Here is a 16,263-nt window from a genome sequence, read left to right as displayed (position 1 = left end):
CTCGGCTTTCGGCTAATGCGATGAAGTACATCCGTTACAAAAAGTATGTTCCCGATCCGGCCTCCGAGATGAGCATGGAGGACCTGCTGGGCGCCCTGTCCGACTATCTCCTTCAGAGCGGGTTTCAAGATCAGTACATGTTCTACGACTTCCAGGACCAGGAACAGACCCTGGAAGAACTGCGCCGCGCCATTGAGCAGGCCTTGCTCGAAGGCGACATGCTGGAAGACTCAATGCGCGAGCGGCTGCAGCAGTTGCAAATGGAAGGCAAGCTCGATGAGTTGATCGAAAAGCTCATGGAGCGGATGGAGCAGGAAGACTACATCAGCATTGATCAGCCCCACGATCCTTCGCAACAGTCGAGCGTCGGCGGGCAGATCGGGCAGAACCAGTCGCAAGCGCGTTTCGAAATTACCGACAAGAGCCTGGACTTTCTCGGTTTCCGCACCTTGCGCGATCTTCTGGGTTCGTTGGGGAAATCAAGCTTTGGGCGGCACGACACTCGCGATCTGGCCACCGGTATCGAGGCCAGCGGAGCCTCCAAGCGCTACGAATTTGGGGACACTCTGAATCTGGACATTACCGCCACCCTTTCCAGCGCCATTCAACGCGAAGGACTCAAGCTGCCGCTCAATCTCGAATACTCCGACCTACAGGTGCACCAATGCGAGTACCAGTCGTCGTGTGCCACAGTGCTCATGCTCGATTGTTCGCATTCCATGATCCTCTACGGTGAAGACCGCTTCACGCCCGCCAAGAAAGTAGCCATGGCGTTGTCGCACCTGATTCGCACCCAGTACCCGGGAGACTCACTTTCCCTGATCTTGTTTCATGATTCCGCTGAGGAGGTGCCACTCTCGCAGTTAGCACGAGTTAAGGTCGGCCCCTATTACACCAATACGCGTGAGGGTTTACGCCTGGCGCAGCGCATCCTGCAACGCCAGCGTAAAGACATGAAGCAGATCATTATGATTACTGACGGCAAGCCTTCGGCTCTCACCCTGGAAGACGGCCGTATCTACAAAAATGCTTTTGGGCTCGATCCTCTGGTGGTGACTCAAACCTTGGAAGAAGTTGCCAAATGCAAGCGCGCCGGTGTGCTCATCAACACGTTTATGTTGGCGTCTGACTACGGCTTGGTTCAGTTCGTACAGAAAGTAACTGAGATGTGCCGCGGTAAAGCCTACTTCACTACGCCTTACACCCTTGGTCAATACCTGCTGATGGATTACATGTCACGTAAAACCAAGACCATCCACTAGCTAACCGACTCAATCTCCCAGTTCCTGCAGCATCGCCTCCATCTCCGACCTTGCGTGCGCATTTCGCGTACGCTCGGCGGACGCAATGCCGTCTTGCAGCATCTTGCGTGCTTCAGCAATGCGATCCGCGCGGGCCAGCGCCTGCGCTGCCATGAAGTAGCCCGCCGTGTAGTCCGGATGCGCCTCCAGCAACTTGGCAAACTCTGCGAGCGCATTCTCCACCTGGCCGCTGCGGGAATATTCCATCGCCAGACCATAACGCGCGAAGGCGTCGTTTGGGTTCTGTTCGACCGCCTGCTTCAGCATTGCCATACGATCCATGAATGTGTCCCAGTTTCTAGTTTCAGATGTCGTGAGTCAATGCCAGTTTGCGCCCGCAGCTCTGAGAGTGGCAAACTCCTACTGCTCACTGCCCACTGATTCTGTACAATGTCGGTCTACTCCAGCGGAGGAATCGTGGCCTGTCCATTTTTTATGCCCGGAGAGAGATTTGAAGCCATCCCTTTGCCCCATCGCGCGCGACTGCCGCTTGGTGATGGCTGGAAGGGGCTCTGTACTGCGCCTGGTCACGAGAACTCAGTTCCCGACGATCGTGAACTGACAGACTTTTGTAATCTGGGATACGCCAAATGCTGCCCGCATCTGCCCCAAGATCGCGCTGCTGATGCCATCCGCTTTTCTGTGGCCCGTGACCGCGAGGGTTCCGTGCTGCTCTTCTACATTTGTGAGGCTGACCATCGTCCCGGTGAACACGGCACAGTCGAATATGACTGCGCATCCCGAAGTTGGCGCTCCCAACATCGCGATGCTCGCATCCAGCGCATGGCTGAGTGTTATCTGGAAGTTTATTTGCAGCGGCGCCACCGCCCCATCCTGGAAAGCACACCCCTATCACCACTTCCAGAAATTCCGGGCAACAATCCTGCATGAGCGACAAGGAGCTCACCCTAGTTCCGCGACCGGTGCGTGATTCGCAGTCTGAAATGGCTGAAATCGTGCTCCCCAACGATGCCAACCCTCTCAATGCATTACTCGGTGGCCGCCTCATGCATTGGATGGATTTGGCGGGAGCCCTGGCCGCCCATCGTCATTCCCGGAATTACGTGGTGACGGCCTCTATCGATCACCTGGATTTCTTAGTGCCCGTGCGCGTGGGAGACCTGGTGATCCTACGCTCGTCCGTGAACCGCGCCTTTCACACCTCTATGGAGGTAGGCGTAAAAGTTTGGGTGGAGAATTACATCGCTGCGAATCGTCAGCATGTGAGCTCGGCATATCTCACGTTTGTGGCAATTGACCGCGACGGCCGCCACCTTCCGGTCCCACAAGTCATACCCGAGACCGAAGAAGAGAAGCGCCGGTTCGAAGATGCCGGACGCCGACGTAAGATCCGTCAGGCTGAGCGCTCACGCCGTGGTGGCAATGCATCCGCGTAGTGGCGGTCCCAAATGCACTTTGCCGCTAGCGCTGTGACGCAGATCACATCGGCTTCTCCAGTTTCAATTACTATGGGAGCCCGTATGGAGAGTGCTCTCCTCGTCCACCGGCTGCATTTCGCGTTTACCGTTACCTTCCACTATCTTTTTCCACAGCTGACCATGGGACTAGCGCCGCTCATTGTGGTGCTCAAGTCGCTTTCGCTATGGAAGAACAATCCGGCGTACGACACCGCTGCGCGCTTCTGGGCGAAGATCTTCGGCATTAACTTTGTGCTCGGCGTGGTAACCGGAATTCCCATGGAATTTCAGTTCGGCACCAACTGGTCGCATTTCTCGCGCTTTGCGGGCGGTGTGATCGGCCAGACGTTGGCTATGGAAGGCGTTTTTGCCTTCTTCCTGGAATCAGCATTCCTGGGACTTTTCCTGTTTGGAGAAAAGCGCCTGGGACGCGTGGGGCACTGGTTTGCGGCTTTTGCCGTTTTTCTTGGTTCTTGGCTGTCTGGCTACTTCATTATCGCCACCGACGCTTGGATGCAACATCCCGTCGGCTACACACGATTGGCAGATGGCTCATTCCAACTGGCAAGCTTCTGGCAACTGCTCTTGAATCAGTGGGCGCTCTGGCAATACGCGCACAATATGAGCGGTGCGGTAATTACCGGCTCGTTCGCCATGGCTTCTGTGGGGGCGTTCTACCTGCTAAACGGAAAGAATGTCGAATACGGCCGAATGTTCTTACGTGTAAGTGTAATTGTCGGCTGTATCTTCAGCCTCCTGCAACTCTTTCCTACCGGTGATCAGCAGGGAAGACTCGTGGCCGTTCATCAGCCCGTCACCCTCGCCGGCATGGAGGCGTTGTTCGAAGGGCAGCCCGGAGCGCCGCTGGTCCTGATCGGTCAGCCGGATGTTGCTGCGCGAAAAATAGACAATCCGATCGTTATTCCAAACGCGTTGAGTTTTCTAACTTATCGCCGCTGGAAAGCCCACGTTCCTGGTCTCAACGGTTTTCCCCAGGAATTGTGGCCTCAGAACATCCCCTTGCTCTATTACAGCTACCACATCATGGTCGGGCTGGGTACCATCTTCATCGCGATCATGCTGCTCTCCGTCTTCTTTCTGTGGCGTGGCACTTTGTATGATTCGCGAGCGATGATGTGGGTCTTGCTGCTGAGCCTCCCGTTCCCCTACATCGCCAACACGGCAGGATGGATTACCGCCGAAGTCGGGCGCCAGCCTTGGCTGGTATATGGGCTGATGTGGACGCGAGACGGCTACTCCAAGCTGGTTTCCGCCGGTAATGCGTGGTTTACGCTACTCGGCTTTATGGGAATGTACACGGTGCTTGGCATCTTGTTCCTCTTCTTGGTGTGGCGCGAGATTGATCATGGCCCGGACCATATGGCCGCCTCTGCAGCAAGTCTGCCGCGACCTATAGGGGCGGACTAAACAGAAAGTACCGATGCAAACGCTCTGGTTCATTATCGTTGCCCTTATGCTCACGGCTTACGTGGTGCTCGATGGTTTTGACATTGGCGCCGGGATCATTCATCTCCTGGTGGCCAAGAGCGGCGCCGAGCGAAGAACGGTTCTGCGTACCATCGGGCCAGTGTGGGACGGCAACGAGGTGTGGCTGCTCGCCGCCGGAGGTACTTTGTACTTCGCCTTCCCCTTGCTCTATGCCTCGAGTTTCAGCGGATTTTATCTACCATTGATGATGGTGCTCTGGCTGCTGATCCTGCGTGCGATTGGCATTGAATTCCGCATTCATCTCGATAGTCCAGTGTGGCAGTCGTTTTTTGACGGCGTATTTGCGCTATCGAGCATCTTGCTGGCCATCTTTTTCGGGGCGGCGCTGGGCAATGTGGTTCGTGGAGTTCCCCTCGGCCCAGATGGCTACTTTTTCGAAGCTTTATGGACGAACTGGAGAGTGGGGCCGAATCCGGGAATTCTCGACTGGTACACCGTTCTGACTGGCGTGGTCGCGCTCGTCGCGCTCACCATGCATGGTGCTCTGTACGTCGCACTCAAAACTGATTCGCTGGTGAGTTCGCGTGCACGTCAGATCGCGCTGCGGACTTGGCCGGCATTGCTTCTCCTGACTCTGGTTAGTCTCCTGGCCACGGTTCGAGTCTGTCCGCAAGTGCTCAATAATTACCAGTCCCACCATGCGGGTTTGCTGATTCCGTTCATCGTCGCAGTCAGCCTCGCTGGCATGTTGTATGGAATTCGAAGAAACAGAGAAGGCCTGGCATTCGCCGCCTCCAGCCTCTATCTCACGACCATGCTCGTTGGGGCAGCATTTGCTCTGTATCCCAAGGTGCTGCCGGCGAGCACCGATCCTTCCTACAGCCTTACCATTCAGAATACCGCCGCTGCAGATTACGGACTGCGTATCGGCTTAGTCTGGTGGAGTTTTGGTATCGTGTTGGCCCTGGGCTACTTCTTCTTTGTGTACCGCCAGTTTCGCGGCAAGGTTAGACTGGAAGCCGAAGACCAGGGCTACTGACCTTTGCGCCTGCGCGACAAGATAGCCATCATTACCGGTGGTGGTACGGGCATGGGACGCGCCTGCGCCCTCGCCTTCGGCAGGGAAGGCGCACGGGTCGCGTTGGTCGGGCGCCGCAAGCAGCACTTGGAACAAGTCGCCAGTGAGATCGGCGACAGCGCACTCGTGGTTTCCGCGGACGTATGTAACCCGCGCGACCTTGAAAATGTGCTGGCCAAAACTGTCGCAGCTTTCGGCTCGGTGAATGTGCTGCTCAACAATGCCGGCATTCTGATCCCCGGTACCGCTGAAACCTCCACCGAAGAAGATTGGGACCGCACCTTCAACGTCAACGCTCGTAGCCTGTGGTTGCTGTCGCGAGCAGTGCTGCCACAGATGCGCAACGCTGGCGGCGGATCAATCATTAATATCTCTTCGGTTTTGGGACTAGTCGGCGCCCGCAATCGTGCCGTCTATGCCGCTTCAAAGGGCGCGGTCACTCTGCTCACCAAGTGCATGGCGCTCGATCACGCGCCCGATCACATTCGCGTGAACTGCATCTGCCCCTCGTATGTGGAAACCGACCTCACCGCCGATTACATCCGCAAAGCTCCAGATCCTGCCGCTGCCCGCGAGGAACGGATCTCAAAGCATCCCATCGGGCGCTTAGGCGTCCCTAACGACATTGCGGGTTTGGCCGTTTACCTCGCCAGCGACGAATCTTCCTGGGTGACTGGCGCCGCTTTCCCGGTGGATGGTGGATTTACTGCCATCTAGCGGTGATTGGGAAGACCGCGAGTATCTGATTTTCAGCAGCGTATAATTTAATGTTTAGCTCTAACATTCCAACAACTGTGAAGGTGTTACTTTGAGTTCGCACATGCCGCCACGTCCCGGACAAGCTCCCCCCGGCCCGCAACCACTGCCCGGAGTGGGGAGCATCATCGCCGTCGGTTCAGGCAAAGGCGGAGTAGGGAAGACCACGCTGGCAGTAAATCTGGCGGTGGCCCTCGCCAAAATGGGTCATAAAGTCGGCTTACTCGACGCCGATGTTTACGGCCCGAATGTCCCGCTGATGCTGGGCATGAATGCCACGCCTCGGGTGGTCGGCGAAAATCGCATTGAGCCGCTGGAGCGTTTCGGGCTGAAGGTGATTTCAATTGGATTTCTCAACCCTGGCGATAAGCCGCTCATCTGGCGCGGCCCCATGCTGCACTCCATCATCAAGCAGTTTCTGGGACAGGTGGAGTGGGGAGAGCTGGATTACCTGGTGGTGGATCTGCCTCCGGGGACCGGTGATGTCGCGCTTTCGCTCATTCAGACGGTGCCACTGACCGGCGCCATCGTAGTCTCTACGCCTTCGGACGTCTCATTGCAGGACGCACGCAAAGCTATCGAGATGTTCCGCCAGGTCAAGGTAGATATAGTCGGCATGGTTGAGAACATGAGCCATTTTGTTTGCCCGCATTGCCGTCACGAGATTGACATTTTTTCGAAAGGTGGCGGCGAGCGTACAGCGAAAGACTTCGGCCTTAGCTTTCTCGGGCGCATAGAACTCGATCCTGACATCCGCAAAGCCGGCGACACCGGCCAGCCAGTTGTTCTGGCTGGCGAGAATGCCCCCAATTCCAAATCACTTTACGACTTTGCTCGCAAGGTAGTGGCGCGAGTGGATGAGATCAAGGCCGCTGCCGGTGAGGGCGTGATTCAGATTCAGTAGAGTCCGTACTCGCGTGGGCACACGCGCCTCGCCTGTGCTGGCGAGCAAAGCTCGCCCCGGGCAGCCGAGGCGGCTGCCCCTGCGCGAGTCGAGCTGTGCACGTTTCATTTAAACCGCGCGATCGCGAACACCGGGTTGGCCGCTTTTCCCGTCATCACCATTTCCGCCAGCATTTCACCGACTGCTGGGCCGTGTTTGTAGCCATGGCCCGAGCCGCCGCCCACCAACCACACATTTGCGGCGCGGGGGTGGCGGTCCATGATGAAGTTCTGATCGGGCGAATTCTCATACTGGCAAACCCGCGTCTCCACCACCGGGGCGTTCGCCAACTCGGGAAAGCGTAACGCCAGATGCTTGCGCGCATTGGCCAGACCCTCTGAACTGACTATGCGCTCCTCGTTTGTGGGATCAAAGAGTGGCCCGCGGGTGTCGTCTGCCATCTTGAAACCACGCCGTTCATTTCCCGGAATGCCATAGAAGAACCGCTCGCCATGGTCAACCCAGACCGGCATCTTTTCGTCGGTAAAACGCGCATCGCCGGGCGGGGTCCCGAAGAAAAATACTTCCTGTCGCGTGGGCCGTATGCGATCTCCGACCAGATCGGGAAATACTTTTCCCAGCCACGGCCCACACGCGAACACGTAGTGGTCTGCCACCAGCTTCGATCCATCGCTAAGGGCAATGCTCTTCAGTTCTCCACCACCGAGGCTGGGCGCTTCAACCGCGAGCTGCCGATACTGGCCGCCTTCTGCCTGAAAGCCCTCCAGCACCGACTGGCAGCCCTGGCGCGCCAGGAGAAATCCAGCTTGCGGTTCAAAAATGGCCCACTTCACACCCTCGAGGCTCACCTGCGGATAGCGCTTGCCGATTTCTGCGCGAGTAAGCTCCTCAAACGGCAGTCTGGCATCACGCAGCATAGGAAGGGAACCCCGTTCGTACTGCTCGTCATCTTGCGTCACCATCCACAACACTCCGGTCTGATGGTAAAGCTGGCGGTTCCAGCGTTTCTGATTGTCGCGCCAGAGTTCGAGAGCGCGCGCCACCATACGGGTGTACGGTTGCTGAGGCCCATAAGTGCCGCGGATGATGCGGGTCTCTCCTCCGGAGCTGGCGCGAGAATTGCCCGCTCCCCAAGAATCCAGCAACGTAACGCGCGCGCCCCGGCGTCGCAGGAGTAAAGCAGTCCACCCGCCGAATGCTCCCGCCCCGATCACCGCAACGTGAGTACCACCTTTCGATTGGGTGGTTTTTGACTTTGTTTGAGTGGCCATATTGTCGAGCACAGAGGAGCCGGAGAACGCGCTCATCCCTCCGAGAGTGGCGGCGCATGTCCTAACGAACCAGCGTCGCGAGACTTTTAGCAGTGTTGACACGAGGAGATTTACGCTATCCTTGAGCTTAGGAGGAGGTCAAGCCTTTGCTGTCCAAGGGACCAGAGGTTTGCTTGACACCCCTAGAGCTGGATGCCAGAATCTCCTCGCGGCGGCGATGAGTCTTCGTCTAACCGTTTGCATCAAAGGTACTTAGGGGAATTTCAAGCTGAGGGGTACGACCCGCGCCTTAGGGCCCGACAGGAGTATGCCGCAACCTGGACAAATCGGAGATCGTGAACGCGAGATCCTGACCGCCGTGGTGGAAACCTTTATTGCCACCGGTGAGCCCGTCGGATCGCGCACTCTTGCGCGCGGAAGCCGCGAGGGGTTGAGCGCCGCAACCATCCGCAACGTCATGGCCGATCTGGCGGATGCAGGCTATCTCGAACAGCCCCATACCTCTGCCGGCCGCGTTCCAACCAGCGCCGCCTATCGGTATTACGTAGAACAATTGACCGGAAATGCGCGTATATCGCCGACTGATGCGGGCATGATCAAAGATTCCTTACAAGGCATCAGCGACGTAAACGAGTTCATGGAGCGCACTTCGCATGTTCTCTCACTGATCTCGCATGGCGTGGGCGTTACTGTGACCAGCGGCGGACCCCGCAACGCCCTGGAGCACGTTTACTTTTCCAAACTTGCCGAGCAAAAAATACTGGCGGTGGTGGTCACACGCTCAGGAGTAGTGCGCGATCGCGTCTTGCGCACCAGCCGCGAACTTAGCCAACCTGACCTCGATCTGGCAAGCAAGTACATCAACGAAAATTTCCGGGGCTGGACCTTGGACTCACTGCGGGCCGAGCTCGGACGCCGCATCGAACAGGAGCGAAGTGAGTACGACCGCCTCATGCAGTCTCTTGAGCAACTCTACAAACAGGGTGCCTTGGGCAGCGAGCAACCTGAGCAAACCGTTTATGTGGAGGGCACTTCCAACCTCGTAGGCAGCGGGGAAGATAGGCAGCGCCTGCGCGAGCTGCTGAAGACCCTCGAAGAGAAGGAAAAGATCGCCGACCTGCTAAGCGCATATTTGGATACTCGACAAGAAGCTGTGCGGGTGATCATCGGCTTGGATGAGAACTTACCCCACATGCGCAACCTGGTGCTCATTGGCGCGCCCGCTCGCGTGGGAGGCGAAGTCATGGGCTCGTTGGCCGTGATCGGCCCGACTCGCATTGATTACGAGCACACCATTACGGCGGTTTCGTACATTGCGCGCTTATTCGACAAGATCCTGAACGAATCAGAATAAGCGGACGTTGGATCACGCAGTTTGAACTAAATAAAGTAGGGGACAATTTAGTAATGGCAAGAGGAAACGGTAAGACCGAGATTCATCCGGATCAATTGGACGCTTCACACGAACTCGAGACTGGCGAGGAGAGAGAGTCTTCTACGCCGGAGCTCTCTGCTGCCCGCACCGAACTGGAACGGCTGAAGGCGGAGCGTGACACGCTGGTGGAACGTATGGCCCGCCTCCAGGCGGAGTTCGAGAACGCGCGCAAACGCGCCGCCAAAGAACAGCAGGACTTCAAGGAATTCGCCCTGGCGGATACTCTCAAGATGTTGCTGCCGATTCTCGATAGTTTCGACCGTGCGCTGCAAGCCTCCGCCAAGAATGGAACCGAATTCCGTTCCGGTGTGGAGCTTATCAACAAACAACTTCATGACGCCATGACCAAGCTCGGAGTGCGCCCCATTCCCGCCAAGGGCGAGCCCTTCGATCCGTATCTCCATCAAGCAGTGGAGATGGTGGACACTGATGCCGAAAAAGATAATCACGTGGTCGAAGAGCTGCAGCGCGGCTACAAACTGAAAGACCGCTTGCTGCGTCCTGCCATGGTGCGGGTGGCACGGAATCCCAAACATTAATTCCGAACCAAACAAAGGAACCCAATATTCTGACTAGCAACGGCAAACGCGACTGTTACGAGGTACTCGGCGTGCTTCGCACCGCCAGCGACCAGGAGATCAAAAGCGCATACCGCAAGTTGGCGATGCAGCATCATCCCGATCGAAATCCCGGTAATCCCGAAGCGGAAGAGAAATTTAAGGAAGCCACCGAGGCTTATACCATTCTGGCGGACAGTGAAAAACGCGCCATGTACGACCGTTTCGGATACGCCGGCGTAGCTGGCAGCGCGGCTGGCGCGGCCGGCTTTGACGCCACCATCTTCCAGGATTTCAGCGATATTTTCGGCGACTTTTTCGGTTTTGGCGACTTGTTCGGCTCCGGAAGCACGCGCCGGCGCAGCCGCTCACAGCGCGGCGGCGATTTGCGCGAAGACCTGACTTTAGAATTTGATGAGGCCGTCTTCGGCACCAGCACCGAGGTCAAAATTCGCCGCCACGAGAGCTGCGAGGATTGTCGCGGCACCGGCGCCGCCGCGGGGAAGTCACCGACCACTTGCAGCGCCTGCGGCGGTCGCGGTCAGGTTCGCTACCAGCAAGGATTTTTCAGCATTGCGCGTACCTGTCCTAATTGCCAGGGCGCTGGATCGATGATTAGTGACCCTTGTGTGAAGTGCAAAGGACAGGGCCGCGTGGTCCGGGAACGCACTATGGAAATCACGGTTCCCGCGGGAGTCGAAGATGGCACCCGCATCCGCTACGCCAATCAGGGCGAAGCCGGCTCGCAAGGCGGGCCCGCAGGTGATCTTTACGTTGTCCTACACGTAAAGGAGCATACGTTTTTCGAGCGCGATGGCAACGATCTGCATTGTTTGATTCCCATTTCCATTTCCCAAGCGGCCCTCGGGACCGAGATCATGATTCCCACCCTGGAAGGCCAGCACACCTTGAAGGTGCCGGAGGGCACGCAATCAGGCACGGTTTTTCGGGTCCGCAATAAGGGAGTCCCGGTGCTCAATGGCCACGGGAAAGGGGATCTCTATGCTCGGGTAAAGGTGCAAACCCCCAGCAAGCTCAACAAGCGCCAGCGTGAGCTGTTGCAGGAACTGGGTGATTTGTCACACGTGGACAACAAGCCTCAGCCCAAAACCCTGCTCGGCAAAGTGAAAGACATCTTTGGATAAGTTTGCCCGCTACTACGCTTACTTTCTTTTGTTTGTGACCGCCGTCCCTGCCCTCCTGCGCCTCATGGTTCCCGGCCGGGTTGCCGTACTAACCAGCGAGCGCATGGCCAATCCTAAGGCGCGTGCCCGTTATCGCTGGATAGGTATCGCCTCCGTCGTGCTCTCCATTGGAGCCGCCATTGCTTACTTCATTTTCTGGAGGCACCAGGTGTGGTTGGGCCTCGCCGCTGTGGTCGGCCTGCTCAGCGGAGCGGAGATGATGGGTAACACCAGTGATCCTGTGCCCGCCTCCCTTACCCGGCAAAACATACTTTTTGGTGTGCTCTACGCTGCTGCTGCCATCGCCACGTACTTCCTATTGCTGCGATAATCCACCCAGAAAGACCTGCTGAAATGACGCGACGCCGTTGGATTGCCGACGAAGTCTCAGGCGACCGCGCCGCCTTGACCGGCGCGCACGCTGTGCATCTCGTTCGCGTACTTCGCGCACAGGTTGGACAGGAGTTTGATATTGGCAGCGGCGCGGAAGTCCGTTCAGGGCGCATCACTTCCATCACTGACAAGCGCGTGGAGTTCGTTCTAGGGGAGGTGGTTCCCGCATTGAGCTTACCCGAAGTCACGCTCCTGCTCGCAATCTTCAAATTTGATCGCATGGAGTGGGCCATTGAAAAGTGTACTGAACTAGGTGTGGCGCGTATCGTCCCCGTCATCGCCCAGCGCACCGATCGGCATCTGAGCGTCGCTGCCGCCAAAAGACTCGAGCGGTGGCGGCGTATTGCACGCGAGGCTGCCGAGCAGTCACGCCGCCTCGCCCCTCCTGAAATTGCGCCGCCAATGAAGCTGAAGAACGCGCTGTCTGCAGCAGGCGATCTTCGGATCGTTCTAGCGGAAACAGAGCAGGTAACTATGCTCAAAGAAGCTCTGCGACAAAAGCCTCAAGCGTCAGTCACAGTGCTGGCGGTCGGCCCCGAGGGCGGCTGGACCCAAGACGAGTTGCACCTGTTCGCCAGCGCCGGGTGGATACTTGCATCACTTGGTTCTACGATTCTGCGAGCTGAAACAGCCGCCATCGCCAGCATGGCCATAGTGATTGCGGAACGGGATGAAGTCTCGTCAGGGTGAACTTTCAGCGTGCGACAGCCGTGGTCGACTTAGACCGATTGCTGAGAGCTTGCGGATTCTCCGCCGTGAACTCAAGATCTTTCTTGAGTCGCTCACAAACACGCTTTCCTTCGGCCGTGCTAGCCAGGTTCTGCAGTTCCCATTGGTCGGCACAGCAACGGAACAACTCCTCGCCCGCCTTGCCGCCAGAAATGTAATGCCATTGCGACGTCGTAATGGAGGTCAACGCACCGTAATAATTCGGAAACAACGGCGTCAATCTCAAATGCGCCAGTTCGGAAATTACTGGCATCACGCTTAAATCCTTGCCGGGCTCTGTCCACAATTTCGCCACAGAAGTTCCCGGCATTACTTGGCTGGCGCCATTGGGCACAAGATCCAGCAAAGTGGCGGGCAGGCTCACCGTGGAGACTGGCGTTGAAACGCGCAGTCCCGCCGGCAGCTTGCCAGGCTCCCACACAATCAGAGGGACGTGGAGAAGCTCACGATAAAGCGCATTCAGATGGTCCATAAATCCGTGTTCATTAAATTCCTCGCCGTGATCGGACGTAATAACTACGACTGTGTTTTTGTCCAGGCCGCGCTGCTGCAATTGCCGGAGAAATTCACCGAGTTCGGTATCCAGATACTGGATCGCTCCATCGTAAGCATCCATTTCCCCCTGCCGCTGTTGAGGAGTGAGTGATGCGAACCAGTCCCATGCCAGGGGAACCGGACTGGCGGGATGTGGCAAGTCCGTGAAGCTATGGAGATACGGCTCCGGTGGCAAATACGGCTCGTGAACGTCGTAATAATTGAGGAAAGCAAAAAACGGCCGGCGCCGATCGCTCTCAATCCACCGCAGGGCGTGTTGGTTGATCTGGCGAGCGCTGCGTCGCCCGATGCGGTCCTTGGCCAGGTGCAGCCGATATAGAAGATTTTCCACGCGCTCACCAAAATAGGTTTGCGGAAAGGCGCTCTCTGGCGACTCAAAATCATCTTCGAAGTGAATGAAACCGCGCCCCAGCCGCGTCCGGCGGGAAAAGAAATAAGTGCTGGCTGAGAAGCCGGCCGTACGGTAGCCCAGGCGCTGAAAGGCTTCGCCCAGGGTCGGGTATTCGCGGCCCAGAGTGGAGTCAATACAACAGGCGCCGTGCTGATGGGGATAGAGTCCGGTGAGCATGGAGGCGTGCGAGGGCAAGGTCCACGAGGACGGCGCCATCGCGTTTGCGAAGAGCACGCCTTCCATGGCAATGCGGCTCAAATTGGGGCTGGTGGCCCGAGCATACCCATACGTTGAAAGATGATCGGCACGCAGAGTATCCACCACAATCACCAGTACGTTGGGCGACCCCGGAGCGGCCATCGGTAAATGGGAAACCTGCCGCGCCTCGTGCACTCGATAAAACACTGGGACGCCAATTACGCAGCCTGCGGCTACGACACCCACCCAAGGCAAGCTGCGGCGCTGCAGAACGCGCACCCTTGGTCGCGCCAGCAGTAACGTCACTCCCAACGCCAGCGCGAACGCAATCGCCATCACTCCGAGGCTCTCCATCAGCGGCCGGGAATCAATAGCGCCCGACCATGCAGAGGGCAGCGGGGCTTTGGCCGCCGGAGAAATTACCCGCAACCAATCGAAAAACATCAGCCAGCCAAACAGGCAAGTGGTACGCAGAAACAGGGAAGGGCGGCCGCTAAGAAAATTGCGCAAGCCCAGAATGGGTAGCGCCACAATCAGGGCCAGCGCCAAATCCACCGGAATTGGCACCCAGACGAGGTCAAGAATGCGAAGGTGTCGAACATGGAAGACCAGCTGACCCTCCACCAATCCGGTCACCATCCCGAACCACACGGCGACAACGACTAAATCTTTCCGGGTAGTCTCGTCTTTGGTGATTTTGTGGGGAAGCTGCGGCGTACTCACAAAAGAATCCAGGGTTCGAGCATTGAGGATTGGCGTGTGCTTGTTCAACAACGGTAAACGAAATTATGAATGCGTAGTTCGAAAGCATACCACGCAGGATTTGTGGGCTGTAGGACACGCGGCGCCTTGGCCAATTGAGCGCATAGTATAATCTCGCAACTCACGCGCTCCGGACATTCCATTGAGCATTTCTGCCCCGCAGTCTTCTTCCGCGCCTTCCGCTGATTTCCATAGCGTGGGTTCGGATGCCACAGTCCACGTTTCCGGAGCGCGGGCGCTTCACGATAAGCAATTCTGGATTCTCTGGCTGGAACACGCAATTTACCTCTCCTTGCTCGTGCTAGTCGTTGCGGAGCCTTTCTCCACCGCGACGGTACTTTTTGTTTTCCGCATAGCGTTAGCTCTGTGGGTTGTTAAGCTGACCCTGACCGGTTTCAAAGTGCATCGTGGACCCCTGGCGATACCGCTGCTTTTGTTCTTTATCGCCACTGGGATTTCGACCGTGTTCTCCTATGCACCGCTGCTGAGTTGGAGCCGCATGGCCTGGTACAGCGTAGCGCTTATTTGTTTCCTGGTCACAGAAAACGTGAAGAGCATCGCAGAGCTGAAGTGGCTCGTAGTGGCGCTGCTGATTGCAACTTCTGTCAGCGCTCTGGAGACGGGCTGGCAATTTACTGCAGGCATCGGCACCGAGTTGCTGACTGTCACCGGTCCTACGAGGCAAGCTGGGCTGCAGGCAGGTGACATCGTACGCGAGATAAACGGCCACTCCGTGCGGCGGATATGGTTATGGCAACGCGCGCTGCGACTGACTGAACACGATTCGGTGTTGCGCATGCACGTCGCGCGACCGTTTCCCGGCGGCCTCGAGCAGGTTTATGTGGTCGTTCCCCGGGCAGCTCTGGAAGAGTGGCTGCGCGGGCCGGGTCAACTTGTGGTCGTAGGTTATCCACCTCGCGCGCAGGGGCACTTTTACCATGCTATTCCTTATGCTGGAATGCTCACTCAAGTTGTTGCCCTGTGCTGGGGCCTGCTGCTGGCCAGCAGATGCGCCAAGCTGGGCAAGCGCGCGCTATTGGCGCTGGTCTTTGGAGGGCTCGCTGCGAGCCTGTGGGCAACAGTGACGCGCGCCTATCTGCTTGCAGTGCTCGTGGGATGCCTGACCGTGCTGTGGATTACTGCGCGATGGAAGGTGCGAGTGATTGCGGCCATGGCCACCATTATCCTTGTCGCGGGCGGCTCATTCTGGATCCAATCCCGACGCCACGTCTCCTGGTTCAGCAGCGCGGAACCAGGAACGGAGTACCGGATGATGATGTGGGCGAACAGCCCCCGGCTCATCCGGCAGCACCCGTTCCTCGGAATCGGACTGGATAGCGTTCGACTGGCAGGCAATCGCTTTAATATTTCCGCATACAAAGTGTTCCCGTTGAAATCCGGACACTTTCATTCCACTTACATTGAGCTCGCTGTTGATTGCGGGCTGCCGGCACTGGGCCTCTGGTTATGGCTTATGGTGGAGTATTTCCGTCACCTTCGGCGCCTTCTCCTGGCCAGCACTCACGCGGGATGGTTTGCCCACGGAATGGCTCTGGGAATATTTGCCAGCGCTATCGCCTTTTATCTGGGCTGCTTGGTCCAGTACACCTTGGGGGATGGCGAGGTGATGCCTCTGGTGTGGCTGTTCATGGGCTGCTCGGTGGTGCTTTATCGGATACTGACAGAGAGTACCGCCCCGGAGCAGACAGACAGCAGAACTCCGGTGCGGCGCGCGACGATCTGCTGATCTGCCACAGCGTTCGCTAAGGGTGTTTTTTCTCCGTTTCGGGGTTGCCGCTCTTCCCCTTCTCCAACATAATGCTGTCAGCTCTCCTGATCCCAATGGTCCCGCCCCGCAGCAGATCGCCCGTTTCTTCTCCGC

At 57.4% G+C, this 16,263-nt stretch carries 16 protein-coding genes; 13 read left to right on the top strand and 3 right to left on the bottom strand.

The genetic code is table 11. The annotated features are described in order from the left end of the window. The first annotated feature begins 20 nt into the window (after window positions 1-20). Window positions 21-1,262, top strand: a complete 1,242-nt coding sequence (locus VFA76_09045) for a VWA domain-containing protein (GenBank protein HZR31983.1) — start codon at window positions 21-23, stop codon at window positions 1,260-1,262. Window positions 1,263-1,271: 9 nt separating this feature from the next. Here VFA76_09045 and VFA76_09040 read toward each other — a convergent pair whose 3' ends face one another. Further along, entirely contained in the window at window positions 1,272-1,583 is a 312-nt protein-coding gene (locus VFA76_09040) for a tetratricopeptide repeat protein (GenBank protein ID HZR31982.1), read from the bottom strand. A gap of 135 nt (window positions 1,584-1,718) precedes the next feature. On the opposite strand from VFA76_09040, the gene VFA76_09035 reads away from it, so the two are divergent. The 6 genes from VFA76_09035 (at window position 1,719) to VFA76_09010 (ending at window position 6,906) form a co-directional block, all read left to right on the top strand. Further along, window positions 1,719-2,192 carry a hypothetical protein gene (locus VFA76_09035; GenBank protein ID HZR31981.1) on the top strand — a complete coding sequence of 158 codons (474 nt, stop codon included), beginning with the start codon at window positions 1,719-1,721 and terminating at the stop codon, window positions 2,190-2,192. Between the two features lie 53 nt (window positions 2,193-2,245). Continuing rightward, window positions 2,246-2,698 carry an acyl-CoA thioesterase gene (locus VFA76_09030; GenBank protein ID HZR31980.1) on the top strand — a complete coding sequence of 151 codons (453 nt, stop codon included), beginning with the start codon at window positions 2,246-2,248 and terminating at the stop codon, window positions 2,696-2,698. Window positions 2,699-2,782: 84 nt separating this feature from the next. Then, complete coding sequence (locus tag VFA76_09025; protein HZR31979.1) at window positions 2,783-4,147, top strand: cytochrome ubiquinol oxidase subunit I; 1,365 nt, start codon at window positions 2,783-2,785, stop codon at window positions 4,145-4,147. Window positions 4,148-4,160: 13 nt separating this feature from the next. After that, window positions 4,161-5,207, top strand: a complete 1,047-nt coding sequence (gene cydB / locus VFA76_09020; GenBank protein HZR31978.1) for a cytochrome d ubiquinol oxidase subunit II — start codon at window positions 4,161-4,163, stop codon at window positions 5,205-5,207. Window positions 5,208-5,210: 3 nt separating this feature from the next. Next, on the top strand, window positions 5,211-5,963 hold the full coding sequence (locus VFA76_09015; GenBank protein HZR31977.1) for a glucose 1-dehydrogenase: 753 nt from the start codon (window positions 5,211-5,213) through the stop codon (window positions 5,961-5,963). 103 nt (window positions 5,964-6,066) lie between these two features. Next, window positions 6,067-6,906, top strand: coding sequence for an Mrp/NBP35 family ATP-binding protein (locus VFA76_09010; protein ID HZR31976.1), 840 nt, complete (start codon window positions 6,067-6,069; stop codon window positions 6,904-6,906). Window positions 6,907-7,010: 104 nt separating this feature from the next. Here VFA76_09010 and VFA76_09005 read toward each other — a convergent pair whose 3' ends face one another. Continuing rightward, a complete protein-coding gene (locus VFA76_09005; GenBank protein HZR31975.1) occupies window positions 7,011-8,213 on the bottom strand; it encodes an FAD-dependent oxidoreductase in 1,203 nt (400 codons plus the stop codon). Window positions 8,214-8,484: 271 nt separating this feature from the next. On the opposite strand from VFA76_09005, the gene hrcA reads away from it, so the two are divergent. From hrcA to VFA76_08980, 5 genes are read left to right on the top strand one after another with little or no spacing between them, the layout of a single operon-like run. After that, window positions 8,485-9,531: a heat-inducible transcriptional repressor HrcA gene (hrcA, locus tag VFA76_09000; GenBank protein ID HZR31974.1), complete on the top strand. Its 1,047-nt coding sequence runs from the start codon at window positions 8,485-8,487 to the stop codon at window positions 9,529-9,531. A gap of 53 nt (window positions 9,532-9,584) precedes the next feature. After that, window positions 9,585-10,151, top strand: a complete 567-nt coding sequence (gene grpE, locus VFA76_08995) for a nucleotide exchange factor GrpE (GenBank protein HZR31973.1) — start codon at window positions 9,585-9,587, stop codon at window positions 10,149-10,151. After that, window positions 10,151-11,314 carry a molecular chaperone DnaJ gene (gene dnaJ, locus VFA76_08990; protein HZR31972.1) on the top strand — a complete coding sequence of 388 codons (1,164 nt, stop codon included), beginning with the start codon at window positions 10,151-10,153 and terminating at the stop codon, window positions 11,312-11,314. The genes grpE and dnaJ overlap by 1 nt, the downstream gene beginning before the upstream one ends. Next, a complete protein-coding gene (locus VFA76_08985; protein HZR31971.1) occupies window positions 11,307-11,684 on the top strand; it encodes a hypothetical protein in 378 nt (125 codons plus the stop codon). The genes dnaJ and VFA76_08985 overlap by 8 nt, the downstream gene beginning before the upstream one ends. A 23-nt stretch (window positions 11,685-11,707) precedes the next feature. Further along, entirely contained in the window at window positions 11,708-12,436 is a 729-nt protein-coding gene (locus VFA76_08980; GenBank protein HZR31970.1) for an RsmE family RNA methyltransferase, read from the top strand. Between the two features lie 4 nt (window positions 12,437-12,440). On the opposite strand, the gene VFA76_08975 is transcribed toward VFA76_08980, so the two are convergent. Then, window positions 12,441-14,342 carry a sulfatase gene (locus tag VFA76_08975; GenBank protein ID HZR31969.1) on the bottom strand — a complete coding sequence of 634 codons (1,902 nt, stop codon included), beginning with the start codon at window positions 14,340-14,342 and terminating at the stop codon, window positions 12,441-12,443. Between the two features lie 181 nt (window positions 14,343-14,523). On the opposite strand from VFA76_08975, the gene VFA76_08970 reads away from it, so the two are divergent. Continuing rightward, entirely contained in the window at window positions 14,524-16,128 is a 1,605-nt protein-coding gene (locus tag VFA76_08970; protein ID HZR31968.1) for an O-antigen ligase family protein, read from the top strand. Window positions 16,129-16,263 lie beyond the last annotated feature (135 nt).

Source organism: Terriglobales bacterium, from assembly GCA_035651655.1.
Taxonomy (GTDB): domain Bacteria; phylum Acidobacteriota; class Terriglobia; order Terriglobales; family Acidobacteriaceae; genus DASRFG01.
The sequence above is the reverse complement of the archived record's forward strand: the minus strand, read 5'-3'. Positions and strand labels throughout refer to the sequence as shown.

Excerpts from the sequence above, each read along its gene's own strand:
- VFA76_09045 (HZR31983.1), top strand. The coding sequence starts at position 21 with ATGAAGTACATCCGTTACAAAAAGTATGTTCCCGATCCGGCCTCCGAG.
- VFA76_09040 (HZR31982.1), bottom strand. The coding sequence starts at position 1,583 with ATGGATCGTATGGCAATGCTGAAGCAGGCGGTCGAACAGAACCCAAAC.
- VFA76_09030 (HZR31980.1), top strand. The coding sequence starts at position 2,246 with ATGGCTGAAATCGTGCTCCCCAACGATGCCAACCCTCTCAATGCATTA.
- VFA76_09025 (HZR31979.1), top strand. The coding sequence starts at position 2,783 with ATGGAGAGTGCTCTCCTCGTCCACCGGCTGCATTTCGCGTTTACCGTT.
- cydB (HZR31978.1), top strand. The coding sequence starts at position 4,161 with ATGCAAACGCTCTGGTTCATTATCGTTGCCCTTATGCTCACGGCTTAC.
- VFA76_09010 (HZR31976.1), top strand. The coding sequence starts at position 6,067 with ATGCCGCCACGTCCCGGACAAGCTCCCCCCGGCCCGCAACCACTGCCC.
- VFA76_09005 (HZR31975.1), bottom strand. The coding sequence starts at position 8,213 with ATGAGCGCGTTCTCCGGCTCCTCTGTGCTCGACAATATGGCCACTCAA.
- hrcA (HZR31974.1), top strand. The coding sequence starts at position 8,485 with ATGCCGCAACCTGGACAAATCGGAGATCGTGAACGCGAGATCCTGACC.
- grpE (HZR31973.1), top strand. The coding sequence starts at position 9,585 with ATGGCAAGAGGAAACGGTAAGACCGAGATTCATCCGGATCAATTGGAC.
- VFA76_08980 (HZR31970.1), top strand. The coding sequence starts at position 11,708 with ATGACGCGACGCCGTTGGATTGCCGACGAAGTCTCAGGCGACCGCGCC.